The 18850-nt window shown below is 36.1% G+C and carries 17 protein-coding genes and 1 tRNA gene; 4 read left to right on the plus strand and 14 right to left on the minus strand.

Features of this window, described 5'->3' with window-relative positions:
* Positions 1–25: 25 nt before the first annotated feature.
* The 10 genes from J4P91_RS05640 to J4P91_RS05685 form a co-directional block, all read right to left on the minus strand.
* Positions 26–2380, minus strand: a complete 2355-nt coding sequence (locus tag J4P91_RS05640; protein WP_207993211.1) for a sugar phosphate nucleotidyltransferase — start codon at positions 2378–2380, stop codon at positions 26–28.
* A gap of 414 nt (positions 2381–2794) precedes the next feature.
* Complete coding sequence (gene phoU / locus J4P91_RS05645; RefSeq protein WP_207993212.1) at positions 2795–3451, minus strand: phosphate signaling complex protein PhoU; 657 nt, start codon at positions 3449–3451, stop codon at positions 2795–2797.
* 325 nt (positions 3452–3776) lie between these two features.
* Complete coding sequence (pstB, locus tag J4P91_RS05650; RefSeq protein ID WP_017150807.1) at positions 3777–4592, minus strand: phosphate ABC transporter ATP-binding protein; 816 nt, start codon at positions 4590–4592, stop codon at positions 3777–3779.
* Between the two features lie 21 nt (positions 4593–4613).
* A complete protein-coding gene (gene pstA / locus J4P91_RS05655) occupies positions 4614–5480 on the minus strand; it encodes a phosphate ABC transporter permease PstA (RefSeq protein ID WP_207993213.1) in 867 nt (288 codons plus the stop codon).
* Between the two features lies 1 nt (position 5481).
* Positions 5482–6432, minus strand: a complete 951-nt coding sequence (gene pstC, locus J4P91_RS05660) for a phosphate ABC transporter permease subunit PstC (protein ID WP_017150805.1) — start codon at positions 6430–6432, stop codon at positions 5482–5484.
* Between the two features lie 27 nt (positions 6433–6459).
* Positions 6460–7377, minus strand: a complete 918-nt coding sequence (locus tag J4P91_RS05665) for a PstS family phosphate ABC transporter substrate-binding protein (RefSeq protein ID WP_207993214.1) — start codon at positions 7375–7377, stop codon at positions 6460–6462.
* A gap of 315 nt (positions 7378–7692) precedes the next feature.
* Entirely contained in the window at positions 7693–9795 is a 2103-nt protein-coding gene (locus J4P91_RS05670; RefSeq protein ID WP_207993215.1) for a peptidoglycan D,D-transpeptidase FtsI family protein, read from the minus strand.
* A 109-nt stretch (positions 9796–9904) separates the two neighbouring features.
* Positions 9905–11182, minus strand: a complete 1278-nt coding sequence (locus J4P91_RS05675; RefSeq protein ID WP_207993216.1) for an MFS transporter — start codon at positions 11180–11182, stop codon at positions 9905–9907.
* Between the two features lie 136 nt (positions 11183–11318).
* Entirely contained in the window at positions 11319–11930 is a 612-nt protein-coding gene (gene sodA, locus J4P91_RS05680; RefSeq protein WP_017150801.1) for a superoxide dismutase [Mn], read from the minus strand.
* 225 nt (positions 11931–12155) lie between these two features.
* Positions 12156–12229, minus strand: a tRNA-Ile gene (locus tag J4P91_RS05685).
* Between the two features lie 507 nt (positions 12230–12736).
* Here J4P91_RS05685 and J4P91_RS05690 point away from each other — a divergent pair.
* The 3 genes from J4P91_RS05690 to ispG all read left to right on the plus strand — a co-directional run bounded on the left by J4P91_RS05690 (position 12737) and on the right by ispG (position 15178).
* On the plus strand, positions 12737–13504 hold the full coding sequence (locus J4P91_RS05690) for a DUF1189 domain-containing protein (protein WP_207993217.1): 768 nt from the start codon (positions 12737–12739) through the stop codon (positions 13502–13504).
* Between the two features lie 64 nt (positions 13505–13568).
* Positions 13569–13916 (plus strand): hypothetical protein, encoded by a 348-nt coding sequence (locus J4P91_RS05695; RefSeq protein ID WP_207993218.1) that lies wholly within the window; start codon positions 13569–13571, stop codon positions 13914–13916.
* Between the two features lie 164 nt (positions 13917–14080).
* Positions 14081–15178 carry a flavodoxin-dependent (E)-4-hydroxy-3-methylbut-2-enyl-diphosphate synthase gene (ispG, locus tag J4P91_RS05700; protein WP_161785268.1) on the plus strand — a complete coding sequence of 366 codons (1098 nt, stop codon included), beginning with the start codon at positions 14081–14083 and terminating at the stop codon, positions 15176–15178.
* Between the two features lie 98 nt (positions 15179–15276).
* Here the strand turns inward: ispG and J4P91_RS05705 are convergent, their stop codons facing one another.
* The 4 genes from J4P91_RS05705 to J4P91_RS05720 all read right to left on the minus strand — a co-directional run bounded on the left by J4P91_RS05705 (position 15277) and on the right by J4P91_RS05720 (position 18438).
* Complete coding sequence (locus J4P91_RS05705; RefSeq protein ID WP_071747162.1) at positions 15277–15690, minus strand: Fur family transcriptional regulator; 414 nt, start codon at positions 15688–15690, stop codon at positions 15277–15279.
* 13 nt (positions 15691–15703) lie between these two features.
* Positions 15704–16537: a metal ABC transporter permease gene (locus tag J4P91_RS05710; RefSeq protein ID WP_017150796.1), complete on the minus strand. Its 834-nt coding sequence runs from the start codon at positions 16535–16537 to the stop codon at positions 15704–15706.
* Positions 16537–17307, minus strand: coding sequence for a metal ABC transporter ATP-binding protein (locus J4P91_RS05715; protein ID WP_207993219.1), 771 nt, complete (start codon positions 17305–17307; stop codon positions 16537–16539). Before J4P91_RS05715 ends, J4P91_RS05710 begins: the two co-directional genes overlap by 1 nt.
* 252 nt (positions 17308–17559) lie before the next feature.
* Complete coding sequence (locus J4P91_RS05720) at positions 17560–18438, minus strand: YitT family protein (protein WP_017150794.1); 879 nt, start codon at positions 18436–18438, stop codon at positions 17560–17562.
* 151 nt (positions 18439–18589) lie between these two features.
* Here J4P91_RS05720 and J4P91_RS05725 point away from each other — a divergent pair, with 151 nt between their 5' ends.
* Positions 18590–18844 (plus strand): DUF2624 domain-containing protein, encoded by a 255-nt coding sequence (locus J4P91_RS05725; RefSeq protein WP_017150793.1) that lies wholly within the window; start codon positions 18590–18592, stop codon positions 18842–18844.
* The last annotated feature ends 6 nt before the right edge of the window (positions 18845–18850 follow it).

Genomic DNA, 18850 nt, shown 5'->3' on the forward strand with positions numbered 1-18850 from the left:
TAATACCACTTTTAAAATAAAAATTCTACACCTTTTGATATTGTCTAATTTTTTCTATAAGAGTTTTCATATTTTCCTTTGCTATTACTGGGTTTCTCGCATGTGAATATACAAGAAATTTTGGATGTTTTGCATCAGAAACAATATAAGACCACTCTTTTTCTGTATATTTAAACTGGATTCCCTCTAATACTTCGACCTCCCTTTTTTCCATATCTTGCAATAACATTCCCATTACTTTTCCTTTCTCTTTCCACGAACAAACAACTTCATCACATAATAAGTAAAGGGGCAGCGATTGCTCTAACATCATCGACAAAGTGTTTCCTTGCCTAGCAATTAGTTCGAATAATTTCCCAATTCGATATAAAATATCTCGCTGCCACCTCATCTGAAACTTACTTTGTTCACCGTACATATAAAAAAGAAGATAGCACTCACCTAATTTTAACGATAATGGATAAACACTTCCTGTCGTCTCAAGTAATAAATCAGGTACAGCGATTTCTTCACAATTTGCACTCTGGTAAATCCTACCATTGTTATCGTATAATTCAAATTTATTTCCTTGTTCATAAAACATAAGGGCCATATGAGCTCTACTTGATTTCATTAACAATTTCACATGTTCTTTTTGCTCGTTAGCATAAATCCATGTAATCGTACAACCAAGTTTTTTTAAGAAGGATATAAGTAAGGGCTGAATCATTTCATCTCTCTTATTAATGAGAAGGTGAAATTTTTGCTTTCGTATCGTTTCGATATCTAAATGCGCTAAAACAGATTCAACATATTTTTCTAAACAAACATGTACCGTTTCATTTCGTCCCATGCCTTTATCATATACGTAATGAAATGCTTCTGACGTATACAAGTGTTCCATTTCTTTTTGCTGTTTATATGATAACCGTATGCCATCCTTACCATATAGTTGCATGACAATTCCTTCTTCTTGTTCAAAGCGAATTAAAACGCCCCCTGTACATCCGAGCTCATGAATTGCATATTGAAAAGCTGAATCGTTCATTTCTTGACATTCCATCGTATACAAGCCAACACCATGAATGGCATGTAGAAATAACTTTTTAAAAACACTAATTTCTACATCTTCATAGCCTCCGACCAATATACGCTCCCCTTTTGAAAAAAGAGAACCATATGCCATTGCAACTTTCACAACAACTTGAGGTGTCATTTCTATATTACTCCTACCTACTACCCTACTTTTTTGTAACCAGCCTGAGTTTTTTTCATTTTCAGTAATTCCTGACGAGTCAATAATAGAATGACTATCAATCACTTTACCCGGCCATAGTTTTCCACTTTGTTGTATCACTGTATTTTTTCCAATCTGGCAATGATCTGCGACCACACTTTTCTCAAATAAAGTAACATCATCTTTAATCATCGTATTTTCTCCAACGGTCGCTTCTACTAACTCACAGCGTTTTCCTACATACGTATGGGCAAGAACAATACTTTTTTGAAGGTGCGTATAATCTGATATAGTGCTGTGCTTACCAATAATTGAATACGGCTCAATTATCACCCCAGTCCCAATGGTCGCTCCTTCTCCGATGAAAGATGGCCCACGCATTTTTGTTCCCTTTTCAATAGTTACTCCTTCTCCCATCCAAACCGTCGGTAGTACTTCCGTATAAGAAATCGGTACCTGTACTTTCTTTGTAAGCAAATCAAACTGAGCCTGCCGATATTGATCTAACGTACCAATATCCAACCAGTATCCTTCCGCTTCATATCCAAAGAGCGCTTTTTTATTTTCTAACAAAGGAAATACATGCTGACTAAAATCAAAAAACTGCGCTGATGAAATATAAGAAAAAATTTCGGGATCCATAATATAAATCCCTGTATTTACAATATTTGAAATCACTTCATTCCAGCTCGGTTTTTCCATATAACGTATAATTTCACGCTCTCTATTCATAACGACTGAACCAAATGACAGTGGGTTTTCCACTTCCTTCACAAACATCGTGACCAACCTATTCTTACACTTATGAAATTCAATTCCTTTCGATAAATTAAAATCCGTCAATGCATCTCCACTAATTACAACAAATGGCTCATCTAAAAACGCTTCTGCTTGTTTAATGCTTCCTGCCGTACCAAGTGGTGGTAAATCTTCAAAATAATGTAAATTTACTCCCCATTTACTTCCATTACCAAAATATCGCCTAATAGCCGTACTCATATATTGAACTGTAATTGCAATCTCATGAATACCATACCGCTTTAGTAACTCAATATTGTATTCCATAACTGGTTTTTCAAGTAATGGTAACATCGGCTTTGAAAGATTACATGTTAACGGTCTAAGACGTCTTCCTTTTCCTCCAGCTAAAATAACCCCCTTCATATACATTCATCCTCCACTTTTATAATGTTGAACGACCTTGTATATCATATGTATGTCACTTATGTAGAAATTAACCATTTCACTGAACCTTAATGGTAAGCGCTTACTTTATAATTTAGTAAGGGAAAATCATAAAGTGAATCTTGAATCAGTCCTCACCCTTCACTGAGTATTCACCTTCACCAATCAGGCTTTTACAGGCCTCCCAAATTTTCTCGTCCCACCTAAGTCTTGAGGTAAGGATTTTACTGCCCTCAATAACAAGACAAACAAATTACACCTATATTGTTTCATTTTTCCATATCACATTATGATACATCTTATCATCATAGATAGAACAAAACAATGAGCTTTTTTTGTCATGTTTTGACTAAAAAAGCAAGTGATATTCCATCACTTGCTAGCTTTTTCCTCTTATTCATTTAATAAATAATGCTTCCCTTTTACTAAATAAAAAACATTCTCGGCAATATTGGTAATGTGATCTGCTACACGTTCAATGTAACGTGCAATAAAAGATAATTGTGTAATTTGCGTAATCGCTTCAGGATCTTCAGGGATAGAGGAAATAAACTCACGAATTGCTCTCCCGTATATTTCATCAACAGAATCATCCATCTCTGCAATTTGTTTTGCAAAAGTTAAATTTTCTTCTTGATATGCTTCTAGCGATAACTTTAACATATTCGCGGCAATCGTAAACATTTGCTCTAGGCTCTGCAAGTTGACAGATATACCTTTTTCTCCAAGCCGAATTGTTGATTTAGCAATATTTACAGCATGATCTGCAATACGTTCTAAATCTGTTGCTGTTTTAATCGAAACAAAAATTCTTCGTAAATCACTCGCAACAGGTTGCTGCTTTGTAATTAACATAAGTGCAAGGTCATTAATTTCTTCTTCTAAATTATCCATGCGGTAATCACCATCAATGACTTCTAGCGCTATCTCTACCTCTCTCTTCCGAAGCCCTTCCATAGAGCGAAAAAGAGCTTCTCTTGCCAATTCTCCAAGTTCAATTACCTTTTGCTGCAGTGTTTGTAAATCATAATGAAATTGCTCCCTTATCACGTTGTTTCCCCCTTTAGCTGTTACATATATGAAAACTCCCGCCACTTAGCTCCTTTGGATCTTGAAGTAGGGGGTTCTCATGTGTCTTCTCTAACAGATGCTTAACACGAGTGGAGTTGACACAGCTGCCTGATAGCACAACCCCTCTATTCCATTGACAAATGCCTTTGAAACTATTTTTTAGTATATTGCACAAATCGTTCAAGAATGCAGTTACTAGCAATTCAGCTCCCCCTCAGCACAGTCCCTGAGGGGGAATTTTCTTACTTGATTTTTAATAAAGTGATAAAAGCCCCTTGCAAAGAGGCCTTTACGCTCAAAAATATTAACCAAATCGTCCTGTAATATAATCTTCTGTTCGTTTATCTGTAGGAGTAGTAAATAATTTGTTTGTATCTGTATATTCAACAACCTCACCACTTAAGAAGAAAGCTGTCTTATCAGAGATACGTGCCGCTTGTTGCATATTATGCGTTACAATTACAATACTAAAATCTTTCTTTAACTCTTGAATTAATTCTTCAACTTTTAATGTAGAGATCGGATCCAATGCTGATGTCGGTTCATCCATTAAGATTACATCCGGCTCAATCGCTAAACAACGCGCGATACATAAACGCTGTTGTTGCCCACCAGACAAACCATATGCATTATCATGTAATCGATCTTTTAATTCATCCCAAATCGCCGCACCACGTAAACTTTTTTCAACAATTTCATCAAGTGTCTTCTTATCACGAATACCATGAATCTTTGGGCCATAAGCAACATTTTCATAGATAGATTTCGGAAATGGATTCGGCTTTTGGAATACCATTCCAACATGCGTACGTAATTCTTCAACAGGATATGACTTATCAAAAATATTTCGATCCCGATATTCAATCACTCCCGTTGTGCGAACAATAGGTACTAGCTCTACCATACGGTTTAACGTTTTTAAATATGTTGATTTCCCGCAACCACTTGGTCCAATAATTGCCGTTACTTCATTCTCATGAATACTCAAATTCACGTCTTTTAATGCATGATCTTCTCCATACCATAAGTTTAAATTCTTTGTATCGAATACAACTTTCTTCGCTGCTGACTCAATTTTCATTTCATTTTTCACCTGTACATTTACTACTGTTGCTACCATTTTGAATTCCCCTTTCATCCACTACTTACGATTTCGTAACCATAAGACAACTGCATTCATAATGAGCAACAATCCTAATAAAACGATCATACCGGCTGCTGCTACATGCTGAAACTCCTCTTGTGGTCTACTCATCCAATTAAAAATTTGAATCGGTAAAACTGTAAATCTATCAAGCATGTTAAATGGAATATAATTAGCAAAAGCAAGCGCCCCAATGACTAATAGCGGTGCCGCCTCCCCAATTGCCCTTGATAAAGCCAAAACACATCCCGTTAAAACTCCTGGCAAGGCAGTTGGCAATACAATCTGATACATCGTCTGCCATTTTGTAGCACCAGCGCCATACGAGGCTTCTAACAGAGAATCTGGCACCATACGAATTGCTTCTTGACTCGACACAACAACAGTCGGTAATACAAGAAGACTCATTGTAAATGCCGCTGTTACTATACTCTCCCCTAACTGAAGACCATAGACAAAAATGGTTAGACCAAGCAATCCAAACACAACAGATGGCACACCCGCTAATGTTTGAATATTTAATTCTACGATTCTTGTAAATATAGATTGCTTTGCATAATGTTCTAAATAAAGAGCTGTACCTACCCCAAATACAAAGGAAACTGGTACTACTATACTCATAAATAAAATTGTCCCTGACAATGCAGCGGCAATACCAGCTTGCTTTGGATTACGCGAAGCAAAGTTCATAAAAAAATCTATTGAAAGATAACTTGCACCTTTTTCAAAGATTTGATAAAGCAATAAAACTAGTATGCAAATAGAAAATAGCATTGTCATATAAGAAATCGATTTATATATTTGATCCTTCCAAAAACGCGACGCCATATTTTCTTTTATTTTCTTTTGATTCAGCATTCGCATCTTATATCGCCTTTCTAAAACGACGCATAATCTGCTGTGAAATCATATTCATCATGAATGTAAACATAAGTAACGTCGCACCTACAGCGTACATACTATAGTATGCAAGCGTTCCATGAGGTGCATCACCCAAGCTTACTTGCACAATATAAGCCGTTAACGTTTGAACGGAATGCGTCGGATCTATCGATACATTTGGGGTTGAACCTCCAGCAATGACAACAATCATTGTTTCACCAATTGCACGTGAAGCCGCTAATAGAATTGCAGCCATAATACCGGTAAACGCAGCTGGAAATACAACCTTTCGCACAGTTTCAAAACGAGTAGCGCCTAGCCCAAGTGAAGCTTCTTTTATACCTTTCGATACAGCTCCCATCGCATCTTCAGAAAGAGAAGCAATTGTAGGAACCATCATAATCCCTATAACAATCCCTGGACTAATCGCATTAAAAAACTGTAAATCTGGAATGATACGTTGCAGGGCTGGTGTAACAATCGTTAAAGCAAAAAAACCATATACAATTGTAGGAATGCCTGCTAGTAGTTCTAAAATGGGCTTTAACACTTTTCTAACAAAGTGTGAAGCATATTCATTTAAAAATATGGCACACCCTAGTCCAATCGGAATAGCTACTATCATAGCGATTGTTGTTACAAGTACGGTCCCACAGACAAGAGGCAATATTCCAAACTTAGGCTCTTCAAAAAATGGTAACCATTCTTTTTCAGTGAAAAAAGAATACATTGGTATTTCACGAAAAAACATAATCGTTTCATTCGCTAGCGTAACAATAATGCCGATTGTCGTTATAATAGATACGCTAGCAATTGCCTTTAATAGTAACGGAACCATTCGATTGATTCGCTGCGTTTTTTTTCTTTTGATTGTATTTCTTTCAATCAAATGTTGCACAGAAAATGTAATTTGATTTTTGTCATTTCGGGCCAAAGATGAAAACCCCTTTCCATCCTGACATTATCTTTTTATTTCTGTTAACATTCGCAGCTGTTCACTATATTTCTTTTGTGGCAACTTAACATATCCGACTTCTTCCGCAAGCTGGCCTGCATGTTGCAACATAAATGTCACATACTCTGCCACACTGCTTTTCTTTCGAATAGAAGCATGATTTACATAAGCAAATAGCGGCCTTGACAATGGCTTATAAACACCAGATTGAATGGTTTCTTTCGTTGGTCGTACACCATTTACTTTTATGGCTTTTACCTTATCCTGATTTGCCATATAGTACGCATATCCCACAAATGCAATTGCATTTTTATCATTCATTACCCCTTGCATAATGACTTGATCGTCTTCAGATAAAGAAACTGTTTTTGCAAGACGTTTATTTTGCAAGACAACACTTTGAAAATAATCATACGTACCGGAATCAACACCTGGCGCATAAAATTGCACCTTTTCATGCGGCCATTTCGGATGAATATGTGACCATCGTTTCGTTTTTCCATTTTCACTCCATAATAGACGCAATTCTTCTATCGTCATATTATCTGCCCATGTATTTTGACGATTCACAATGATTGTGAGGCCATCATAAGCAATTTCAAATGGTGTAAACTGGATGGAGTTTTTTCTCATAAAGTCTTTTTCTACTGGTTTCACCTTGCGTGAAGCATTATTAATATCTACTTCACCTTTTCCAAACCGATGAAATCCTCCTCCTGTCCCAGATATACTAATAGAAATTTTTACACGTGGGTCTTTTTTTGTGTATTCTTCCGCTATCGCTTCCATAATAGGAAAGACGGTTGAGGATCCATCAACTCTCACTTCCCTCACATCATTAGTAGCGGATGTAGTAGACACATACGAAAATATAAAGCATGTCGATATTACTAAAATCTTGATACATTTTCTTGTCCACTTCACGTGTTGCTCCTCCTAGAAGTATCCCGAAGTAACAGGATTACAAATATAAGAATACTGCCGAACTATTAATTCGGTTTTAATAATTTGTAAAAGTTTTGTAAAGTTCAACATAATGTGGAGGAATACGATGTTTCTTTCTCATTTTCACTTCTTTTCTCCAACGTAGATATATGACCGGTCATACTATGAGAGAATCCATTTTTCAACACCCTATTTTGCATATATGATATGCTCGTCCACCATTACTACACTCTATGCATAAAATACAAAAAAAGCACACTATCTTTTGAGATAGTGTGCCAAATTTACATATTTTTATTCTTTTTCCTCTTTTGCATCTTTTGGCGCTTCACCTGTTACTTCTTGTTTTTTCAAATCAAAGTAAGCGTCCATAATTTCGCGACTAATGTACCCATTAATTCCTGTTTTATCATCATGTACCCATGGAACAACAACAGAGAATGCTACCTCTGGGTTATCAAGCGGTGCATAACCTACTAACGTTAAATTATAAACTTGTACACGCTCGCCGTTTGCTTTTTTCCCACTTTCTTTGTCACCGCCATATACAGTTTGAGCCGTTCCTGTTTTTCCGGCCGCTGTATATTTTGCTCCTGTAAAGTATTTCGCACCCGTACCACCAGATTCGTTAAACACTTGTCTAAAGCCTTCTTGAATTCGTTTAATTTGATTCTCCGGCATATCAATGCGGTTTAACACTTTCGGTTCCATTGATTGAATGACTTTTCCAACTTCATCTTGTTTCGCTGTTGGCTGGCGAATCTCCTTTACAACTTGTGGTTGCATACGATAACCGCCGTTTGCAATAGTAGATACATATTGTGCAAGCTGAAGCGGTGTGTAGTTATCATACTGTCCAATTGATAAGTCTAATAAGAAACCAGGTGTATATTCTGAACCTCTCAGTCCTGCTGATTCATTTGGCAAGTCAATACCTGTTTTCACTCCAAGACCGAACTGACCAAAGTAATAACGCATATCGTCAAATGCCTTTTTCTTAATATCTAATGTGCCACCTCGAACATATGGCACTCCTGCAATATTCATCGCCGTCTTAAACATATATACGTTAGAAGACATTTTCAAAGCAGTCAGGTCATTAATGTACCCCATCGTTTTCCAAGAAGATTTGATTGGTGTACCTTTTAATTTTATCGGTTCATCCAATAATGTCGTTCCAGGCGTAATTGCTCCTGTTTGATACCCAGTTAATAATGTTGCACCTTTTACAGTTGAACCCATCGGATACGAACTTGTCATCGTTCCTAATGCAAAGTCTTGCACCTTTGTTTCTCCATTTTCTTCCACAAGTTGTTTTCCAGCCATGGATAACACTTCACCATTTTTCGGATTCATCATCACAACAAACGCACGATCTAAAAGTGGTTCTGAACCTTTGAATTTCATTAAGTTTTTCGAAAGAATTTCTTCGACGCGCTTTTGCAATTCCATATCAATTGTTAAATTTAAATCATTTCCTCGTTGTCCTTTAGACACGTTTATTGTTTCTAAAATATTACCATCTTTATCTGTAACATTTCTTACTTCTGCTTTCGTACCATGAAGTGCATCTTCATATTGCTGTTCAAGATAACTTTTTCCAACACGATCGTTACGGTTATAATCCCTAACAAGGAAATAATCGAGCCGTTCTTTCGGCAATCCTTCATCTGAGCTTGTTACCCCACCAAGTACACTGCGGAACATATCATCATAAGTATATTTACGTTCCCAATCAACTGTTGTATCGATACCCGGTAACAATGCTAAGTTCTCACTAATGATTGCATATTCTTCTGGAGTTACATCTTTTTTTACAATTTGCGGCGTCATTGCATATCCGCCGTCCATTTTACTCTTTATTGCAAGTATTTCTAAATCTTCCGCTGTTAATTGATTTATTTCTGCCTCTGTCACGCGATTACGCTGACGCTCTGCAATTTCTTTATCATCAATTTTTTTCTCTTTTAATTCAGCTCGATCTTTCTTTGTAATTTTTGCTTTCGCTTCCTCTTCATGTAAAGAAAGCCAATAATCTTTTTTATCACGTTCTGTTAATTTATCTGGAGATACTTCAATTAGCTGCGCAAGTTTTTTCGCTGTTTCTAAACGCTCCTCCGAAGTCGACCCCTTCATTCTTGTAAACGTAATCGTACGAACCGGGTTATTATCCACAACAGCTCGACCATACCTATCAAAGATTTTTCCGCGTGGAACCGGATTACTTACTGTTGCGTTTTCTTTTTTTTCAACCTCATTTTTATAATCCTCACCATGTACAATTTGTACCATTCCAAGCTTCACAATGATCGCTGAAAACATTAAAAACACACAAAAAAACAACACGTTAAGCCGAAACGGAACGTGGGTCTTCTTTTTTTTCTTCTTTTTACTCATACGAACCCCCTCTACCAACAGCTATGTAATAGGAAAGGGACACCTTGTTATAGGTGTCCTCACTGCTGTTTTACATGTCTTTTTATTCTAGCATAAAACACGGAAGAAGTTAACCTTCTCGTTCAGTATGATTTTGTGTTGTTTCAGGTGCTGGAATCCTTGTTTTATTTGGATTCTCCTCCCCATATTTGACATTTCTAACAGCAAAATAAATAAGTAAATGTCCAGCTCCGAGAATACATAATAAAACAGGTAAGCTTTTTTCTGGTGAAAAAAATGATACCGCACATAAAAAACTTAAAATGGAACATATTCTCCCGCCGTTCAGCCATAGCTCTCGTACAACGATATACTCCACACGCCACTCTCTCGCCTGCCTTGCTCTTCCAATTACATCATATGTCATAGAACCATATGGAACGAGTAAAATTGGATAGGCAATGGCGATACATGCTGCATAAATGAGTAGTTTTACATATGTAACATGAAAAATAACTAAAAATACAACGACATACAAAATAATTCCACCAAGTAAAATCGCTTTTTTTCTCCATTCCTTTTTTAATATACGCGCAACAAAATAGTAGCATATAAAGGATACAGCTGAATTGACTAAACTATACTTTCCTAGCCCAAATTCACTTCCTGATGCTAAATAGACGTATACAGAAATAACAAAAACGAACGTTCCTTCTCTCAATCCTTGAAAAAAGTGTGCTCGGGTAATCCTTCCCCAGTTTTTATCAATCTTACGTTCTTTCAAAACTTGAACAATTTCATAGCGCCCTTCACATTCTCTTTTTGATAAAAAGAAACTTATGACAACAGCAACTGCAAATAAAGTTAGGGAAAGAAAAAAGATAACCGTATAACCGGTCCACTTCTCCATACGCGAAATCGTATACCCCGCTGCTATTGGCCCAATCATTCCAGAGAAGGATGTTAGCAGGCCGAGAAAACCGTTAAAAAAATCACGTGTTTCAGGCTCAGTAATTTCAAACGTCAACAAATTAAATGCCAGCCAATAAAAACCATATCCAATTCCTAGAAGACCACCAAGTAATAAAATATAATGTGAAGCATGCGTTCCCGCGAGTAAAACAACAATAAAAAAAGTCGCTAATGTTCCTACACCGATTCGCAGTAAAATGGCACGATCTATCCGCTTTGCCAATTTTCCTGCAAAAAGAAATGTTAATGGTTGCAATACAACGCTTGCTAAATTATACAATCCAAGGTTCAAATAGTTTTGCGTTTGTTTCCATAAATAAATGTTAACAAACGTGTTGGACAAAGAAATCGCGAGCGTGTATAATCCCCCCATAACAAGTAACAATACTAAATCACGATTCACCTCGACATCGCCAATTACATGTTTCCACTTCATAGATAACTCTCCTTTACTTCATGTTCTAGTCTTCCAAAGACCGACGCAATTATGTAAAAGAAAGCATACAAAAAAGCTAGGAGAATATTCCCCTAGCTTCTTCAATATCGACTGACATAAAACGGAATAAGCGATATTATTTAGCTTCTTGGTAACGTTTTTCAGCTGCGTTCCAGTCTACAACGTTCCAGAATGCACCGATGTAGTCAGGACGACGGTTTTGGTAATGTAAGTAGTAAGCATGTTCCCAAACGTCTAAACCGATAACTGGAGTTTTACCTTCTGTTAAAGGTGAATCTTGGTTTGGAGTGCTTGTTACTTCTAGCTCACCATTGTTTACTACTAACCAAGCCCAACCAGAACCGAAGCGAGTTGCACCAGCTTTTGCGAATTCTGCTTTGAATGCATCAAAGCTACCGAATTTCGCTTCAATTGCAGCTGCAAGTTCACCTACTGGTTGTCCACCACCGTTTGGAGATAGAATTGTCCAGAAGAAAGTATGGTTCGCATGTCCGCCACCATTGTTACGTACTGCAGTACGAATTGCTTCTGGTACTTCATTTAAGTTTGCAACTAATTCTTCAACACTTTTGTCAGCTAGTTCTGCATGACCTTCTAATGCAGCATTTAAGTTTGTTACGTAAGTGTTGTGGTGTTTTGTATGATGGATGTTCATTGTTTCTTTATCAAAGTGAGGTTCTAAAGCATCATACGCATAAGGTAAATTTGGTAATTCATGTTTTGCCATTGTTACATTCCTCCCATTTTATGTATTGCCAAAATAAATTGGCATACAACTTCATTTTACCCTAATTGCCATAGGGTGAAAACAAATTAAATCACATTTTCTTGCTATCATTAACGTAGCAAAATCCCCATTTCTTTTCAAACAAAATGCTCATACATTTCGTAAAAAAAAGCTTCCTTCTACAAGGAAGCTTCTCGTCTACATGATAAACATGCGAAATGGATATGGACCCTGTAGGACTCGAACCTACGACCGGACGGTTATGAGCCGTCTGCTCTAACCAGCTGAGCTAAGGGTCCAGAATTATGTATACAGCGGTGACTGAAATTCAGATTCATCACCAAGTCTCCACAGAACATTCATAAAAGCTGCAAACTGCGAGACATATTGATTAAGAAAGGTAAGATAAATTTACCATATAAAAAAGAAAAGTGTCAATTGTATTTTTACCTTCCTCCTCTCACTAATGGTTAACTCTCACCAATTCCACTGTTACTGGCAGTTTATCTTTTTTGCTTTCCGTTATATCTTAAAACAATTTTTTACTGCAAGTGAATCATTAACAAAGATTTTTTATCCCGCATTAACGGACAGTAAGCCCCCGATTCGTGAGGGCTAATAATCAGTGGAGGATGAAGAAAACCTCTACTGATTAAAATTTCACTTTATATAGCAAGTCTTCTATACAGTCCAATTATGGAGTATTAACTTTATTTCACGCGATATAGCTTGTGGTTCTCTAGATTCTTACGTTACAATGATTTTATGCATCAACCTATCATACATATAGCAAAGGAAGTGAATATATGTCCATATTTACTCAACTAGTAAAAAGTTTGTATTCGCCAAAAGACATGGCGCTTTTTCGTTTTCAAAAAATGGGAAAAACGATTCTATATATCATGTTATTGTGTTTACTTGCGACGATCCCAAAAACTTTTACATTTGGAAACTTCGTACAAGATGTCGTATCTTCTGTACATCAATCAATTGAAAAAGATCTCCCTGATTTTAAAATTGAGAATGGCGAGCTTCATGCTGACATCAAAGAACCTATTATAAAAGAAGATGGAGATTTTATTTTCGTATTTGACCCTAATGCAACAGATACGAATGCATATACAAATAAACAAGGTGTATTCGTCTTAAAAGATAAAGTCGTATCTATTAATAACAATCAAACACAAAGTCAAGCTTACAGTGACTTCGGCAATGGGACATTTGAGAAAAAAGATATCCAAGGCATTGTATCAGCCGTTGATAATATCTATCCATTCCTCATGTTTGGTGTTGGAATAGCCATTTACTTGTTCCAATTATTTATTTCATTCCTAGGCACAACCATTTTAGCCTTTGTCGGTTCAGCAATGGTTGGTCAACGAAAGGTATCTTACAAACAAGTTTGGACATTAACAGCTTACAGCTATACAATTCCAACCATTTTCTTTATGATTATGAATTTATTAAACATAATTGTGCCAGGAACATTTCTTCTGTACACTGCCATCATTTTAATTGTTCTGTACTTAACAATTAAAGAAATACCAAAACCGAAAGAAAAACACGAACTATAAAAAATGCCATTTTGGCATTTTTTTTTTGGACAAGCATATATTTCCTAACAAAGGAGTGAGAAATATGAAGAGACTTAGTGCATTCTTACTTGTGCTTGTTCTCGGTTACGTGTTTTATTACGATATAAAAATTGGTACTTTACCAATGTTAAGTTCATACAAAAAAACAACAGCTGCCCAAACTGTAAAAAAAGAAAATGTTGAGACAAAAGCAAAAAAAGAAACAGATGCACAGTATAAAGCGATTGAAGTAAAAACAGGAGACACTGTTTTATCCATTACAGAAGCGATTAACAAGAAAAAAGTTCCTTCTATTGAAACGGTAATCGATGATTTTAAACAATTAAATAAAAATACATCTTCTACAAAAATTCAAATCGGAAAATCTTACAAATTCCCGTTATATCAATGAACCATCACTTAATCCTTGTCAATTACATAAAGGCGCTGATACAATAGTAAAAGTGAAACCGAGCATATAGGTTTCTATTGCTTCATATCACATATACTATATTTGATATGAAGGGCAAAATAAGAAACTTCTTTTATAAGGAGAGCGATCTATTCGTGAATGAAATGACTCATCGTACAAAAACACGTCCTGTTAAAGTCGGTAATTTAACAATTGGCGGTAATAATGAATTAATTATACAAAGTATGACAACAACAAAAACGCATGATGTAGAAGCAACTGTTGCTGAAATCAAACGTTTAGAAGAAGCAGGTTGTCAAATTGTCCGCGTTGCTGTTCCAGACGAACGCGCAGCAAATGCTATTGCTGATATTAAAAAACAAATTAACATCCCACTTGTTGCCGATATTCACTTTGATTATCGTCTTGCTTTAAAAGCAATTGAAGGCGGCATTGATAAAGTACGTATCAACCCAGGAAACATCGGGCGCCGTCATAAAGTAGAAGCGGTTGTAAATGCTGCAAAAGAACGCGGTATTCCAATTCGTATTGGTGTAAATGCTGGTTCATTAGAACGTCATATTTTAGAAAAATATGGATACCCTACTGCAGATGGTATGGTTGAAAGTGCACTGCATCATATTAAAATTTTAGAGGACTTAGATTTCCATGATATTATCGTATCAATGAAAGCCTCTGATGTTAACTTAGCAATTGAAGCTTATGAAAAAGCAGCTCGTGCTTTTGATTACCCATTACACTTAGGTATTACAGAATCCGGAACACTATTTGCCGGAACTGTAAAAAGTGCTGCCGGTCTTGGAGCAATCTTAAGTAAAGGTATCGGAAATACACTTCGTATTTCATTAAGTGCTGATCCAGTGGAAGAAGTAAAAGTTGCTCGCGAATTGTTAAAATCATTCGGTCTTGCATCGAACGCTGCGACGCTTATTTCTTGTCCAACATGCGGTCGTATTGAAATTGACCTTATCAGTATTGCAAATGAAGTAGAAGAATACATCTCTACACTGAAAGTACCAATTAAAGTTGCTGTACTTGGCTGCGCTGTAAACGGCCCTGGTGAAGCTCGCGAAGCTGATATCGGTATTGCTGGCGCACGCGGAGAAGGTTTATTATTCCGTAAAGGAAAAGTCGTTCGTAAAGTACCGGAAGAAACAATGGTAGAAGAACTCAAGAAAGAAATTGATGTAATTGCCGCTGAAATGGCTGCAAATCAAGAAAAAGAAAAACAAGAGCAATAATAAAAACGGCTGTCTGGATGTTACCAGGTAGCCGTTTTTATTATATGTTTGTAAGAAAACTAAAATAAAAGCTCGTCAGTTTCGTAACTGACGAGCTCTTACTTTGCACACTTCGGGCAACGCCCATATATTTCAAACTTATGCCCCGTTACCTCATATCCTTTAAAATCTTTATTCATAAAATCCATTGGACAGGAAGTAATTTCTTTTGTACCACCACAATCCAAGCAAATGAAATGATGATGATGTTCCATAATAGAACATGTAAACCGGAAATGTTTTTCTCCATTTAGTTCTGTTTGTTCTAAAACACCAATTTCAGCAAATACCGTTAAATTACGATAGATGGTATCAAAACTTAGCCCTGGGTAATCATCCTTCATATGCTCTAAAACATCTTTTGCAGTTAAATAACGATTATGAGCCGCAAATAAACGTAACATTTCTTCCCTTTTTCCAGTGTGTTTATAGCCTTTTTCTTTCATAAGGCGTAAAGCTTCTGTCAGATTCATAACTATCCCTACTTTATGCAGTTTTTTTCTTCTTCCATAAGATTGCACCGATTAAAATAAGAACCGCTAGCATAACAATTGTACCACCTGGAGCTAAATCAAGCTGATAAGAAGCGAACAGCCCACCTATCACGGAAATTTCACCAAATAAAATGGAAAAGAAAATTGTTTGTTTAAAACCTTTTGCGATGCGGATACTTGCTGCAACTGGTAACGTCATTAAAGATGATACAAGAAGAACCCCAACAACACGCATTGATACCGCAATAACAAGCGCAACTAAAATAATAAAAATAAAGTGAATCCATTTTGCACGAAGTCCTGTTGATACAGCATATTCCTCGTCAAATGATAATAAAAATAACTCTTTATATAATAAAATGATCGTTGCAATAACTACGATTGCTACAATACCAATAAGAATTAAATCTGTGTTCGTTACAGCGCTCACACTACCAAATAAATAACTAAATAAATCCGTATTAAATCCATTGGCAAGCGAAATGAAGATAACTCCAATTCCCATCCCTGCTGAAAGAATAATCGGAATCGCTAATTCTTGATAATGTTTATATACAGTACGTAATTTTTCAATTAATAGCGCTCCACCTATTGAAAAAATCATCCCCATATATAACGGATTTAAAAATCCACCTGTAAAAATTGTTTTTTCCAGCAACAAACTTGCGGCAATCCCTGATAATGTCACATGACTCAATGCATCTGCAATCAGTGACAAACGGCGAATGACAACAAATACACCAATTAATGGAGCCACAAGTCCTATTAAAATACCAGCGTATAAAGAATTACGTAAAAAATCATATTGTAAAAAATCCTGTATCATTATATCCTCCCGTGATGCTCATGATCATGCTCTAAACGATGAACATGATGTCCATATAAAATCGACATTTCCGCATCTTCTAACTCTCGGAATTTCTCAACATTTCCATGGAAATGTAAATGCTGATTTAAACAGGCAACATGCGTCACCTTCTCTGTTATAGCCCCCATATCGTGTGTAACCAGAATCAGTGTAATGCCTAGTTTTTTATTTAAATCTTCTAGTATCTCATAAAAGCTCTCTACACTCTTTATATCAATCCCCACTGTAGGCTCGTCCAAAATCAGTAATTCTGGGTTGCTTACAAGCGCACGTGCGATAAATACACGTTGCTGTTGCCCACCGGAAAGCTCTCCGATGTTACGATTTTGAAATTCACTCATTCCTACATCTGAGATTGCCTTTGTGACCTTTTCTTTATCTTCTTTCTTCAAGAAACGAAATAGACCCTTTTTTGAAACAAGTCCCATTGAAACAACTTCAAAGACAGTCGCTGGAAAACCAGAATTAAAGCTGTTAGCCTTTTGTGAAACATAACCAATTTTATTCCACTCTTTAAATTTCTTACTATCAATATCAAATAACCGAATACTTCCCTTCTTCGGCTTCAACACACCTAATATACACTTTAATAAGGTCGATTTACCAGATCCATTAGGCCCAACCAAACCTAAAAAAGCCCCCTTGGGAACTTGCAAATTAATATCTTCTAACACATTTCGATCTTCATACCGAAATGTCAGCCCTTCTATTTCCAACATATTATTCATAGCATCTCACCTATTTTAATTCAGAATGATTCCGATTTATTTCTATTTGAATTATAGTATAGCTTATTATAGTTGTAAACTAATCTGCCCCAAAATATATTCTTTATTTAAGGCAACCTTATTATTATAACAAAAAGCAGAGAAAATCTCTCTGCTTTTTAAATTCAAAAATCATAACAAAGATAGCTGTCACATTTCTTCTTGCGCCCGGACCGATTGACTCTCTTTCGTTTCTTTTTTGAATACGTATTTTTAATGAATTGCTGATTTAAATTTACCGCCATTTGTCTCTTGCGTGCTCATAATTGTAATAAAGGCATTTTCATCAATTTCATGAACAATTGATTTTAATTTCGTTACCTCAAGGCGTGTAACGACTGCATAAATTACCTCTTTTTCTTTATCTGTATAACCACCCTTAGCAACAAGTTTCGTTGTCCCACGACCAAGGCGGTGTAAAATCGCATTTGATACTTCTTCATATTGATCTGATACAATTAAAACTGCTTTTGTTTCATCTAACCCTTGAATAACTGTATCGATTGTTTTAAAAGCAATATAGTATGTCATTACAGAATACATCGCTTGCTCGACACCGAATACAAATGCTGCCCAAGCAAAAATAAATAGATTTACAAACATAACGAATTCACCGACAGAAAACGGTAATTTCTTTGTTAATAAAATCCCCATAATTTCTGTACCATCTAACGAACCACCATGACGAATAACAAGCCCTACGCCAAGACCTAAAATAAGACCACCAAACACAGTTGCTAAAATAGGCTCTGTCGTAAATGGTTTAATGGTATGTAATGTTGTCTCAATGAACGCTAAAGCTACAATTGCAAAAGCAGAAGATAACATGAAAGTTTTCCCAATTTGTTTATAACCGGAATACATAAACGGGATATTGAGGATGACAACTAAAGTAGAAAAACTTAACCACCAAATGTTAGGTGTAAGGTAATCTAGTATGAGGGAAATACCGATAATACCGCCATCAATAATTTTATTCGGCATTAAAAATAGTTCAATTGCTACCGCCGCACATGTTGCACCAAAGACAATCATAACTAAACGATACAATAGATGGATAATACTTTCTTTTCGATGTTGTTTTTTCTCCATAAGTCCTCCCTATACATTCTCTATGCAATTCTGTTCTTTTATTATAACATACTCTTCTTTTCCTTATAGAAAAAAGCAATTGCTACGCGAATATATACATGCATTCCAGACATATATTTCGATATAAGGACGCCTGAAGGAGGACTGCATCATGAACCTTATCAAACACATTGTAAACAAAAAATTAAATCATATGACAACAAAAGAATTATTGAAATATAGTAAGGAATATGAAGTTCCCATCACAACTGAACAAGCTGAGCAAATCGTCCCTTTACTAAAAGGGAAAAATATCAATATTTATGATACAGGAGAAAGACTAGAACTTTTAAAAAAAATCGCAAAGGTCACTTCCCCATCTACCGCTCAACAAATAAATACGTTATTTCAGAAACTATTAAAATAAGGAGGG

The organism is Bacillus sp. XF8 (genome assembly GCF_017498755.1).
Classification (GTDB): Bacteria; Bacillota; Bacilli; order Bacillales; family Bacillaceae_G; genus Bacillus_A; species Bacillus_A bingmayongensis.

Coding starts and splice junctions, on each gene's coding strand:
- ispG (WP_161785268.1), top strand. CDS start 14,081: ATGACTCATCGTACAAAAACACGTCCTGTTAAAGTCGGTAATTTAACA.
- J4P91_RS05725 (WP_017150793.1), top strand. CDS start 18,590: ATGAACCTTATCAAACACATTGTAAACAAAAAATTAAATCATATGACA.
- J4P91_RS05695 (WP_207993218.1), top strand. CDS start 13,569: ATGAAGAGACTTAGTGCATTCTTACTTGTGCTTGTTCTCGGTTACGTG.
- J4P91_RS05640 (WP_207993211.1), bottom strand. CDS start 2,380: ATGAAGGGGGTTATTTTAGCTGGAGGAAAAGGAAGACGTCTTAGACCG.
- pstB (WP_017150807.1), bottom strand. CDS start 4,592: ATGGTAGCAACAGTAGTAAATGTACAGGTGAAAAATGAAATGAAAATT.
- J4P91_RS05710 (WP_017150796.1), bottom strand. CDS start 16,537: ATGATACAGGATTTTTTACAATATGATTTTTTACGTAATTCTTTATAC.
- J4P91_RS05670 (WP_207993215.1), bottom strand. CDS start 9,795: ATGAGTAAAAAGAAGAAAAAAAAGAAGACCCACGTTCCGTTTCGGCTT.
- pstA (WP_207993213.1), bottom strand. CDS start 5,480: ATGCGAATGCTGAATCAAAAGAAAATAAAAGAAAATATGGCGTCGCGT.
- J4P91_RS05705 (WP_071747162.1), bottom strand. CDS start 15,690: ATGAATCTGACAGAAGCTTTACGCCTTATGAAAGAAAAAGGCTATAAA.
- sodA (WP_017150801.1), bottom strand. CDS start 11,930: ATGGCAAAACATGAATTACCAAATTTACCTTATGCGTATGATGCTTTA.
- J4P91_RS05715 (WP_207993219.1), bottom strand. CDS start 17,307: ATGAATAATATGTTGGAAATAGAAGGGCTGACATTTCGGTATGAAGAT.
- J4P91_RS05690 (WP_207993217.1), top strand. CDS start 12,737: ATGTCCATATTTACTCAACTAGTAAAAAGTTTGTATTCGCCAAAAGAC.
- J4P91_RS05675 (WP_207993216.1), bottom strand. CDS start 11,182: ATGAAGTGGAAACATGTAATTGGCGATGTCGAGGTGAATCGTGATTTA.
- J4P91_RS05720 (WP_017150794.1), bottom strand. CDS start 18,438: ATGGAGAAAAAACAACATCGAAAAGAAAGTATTATCCATCTATTGTAT.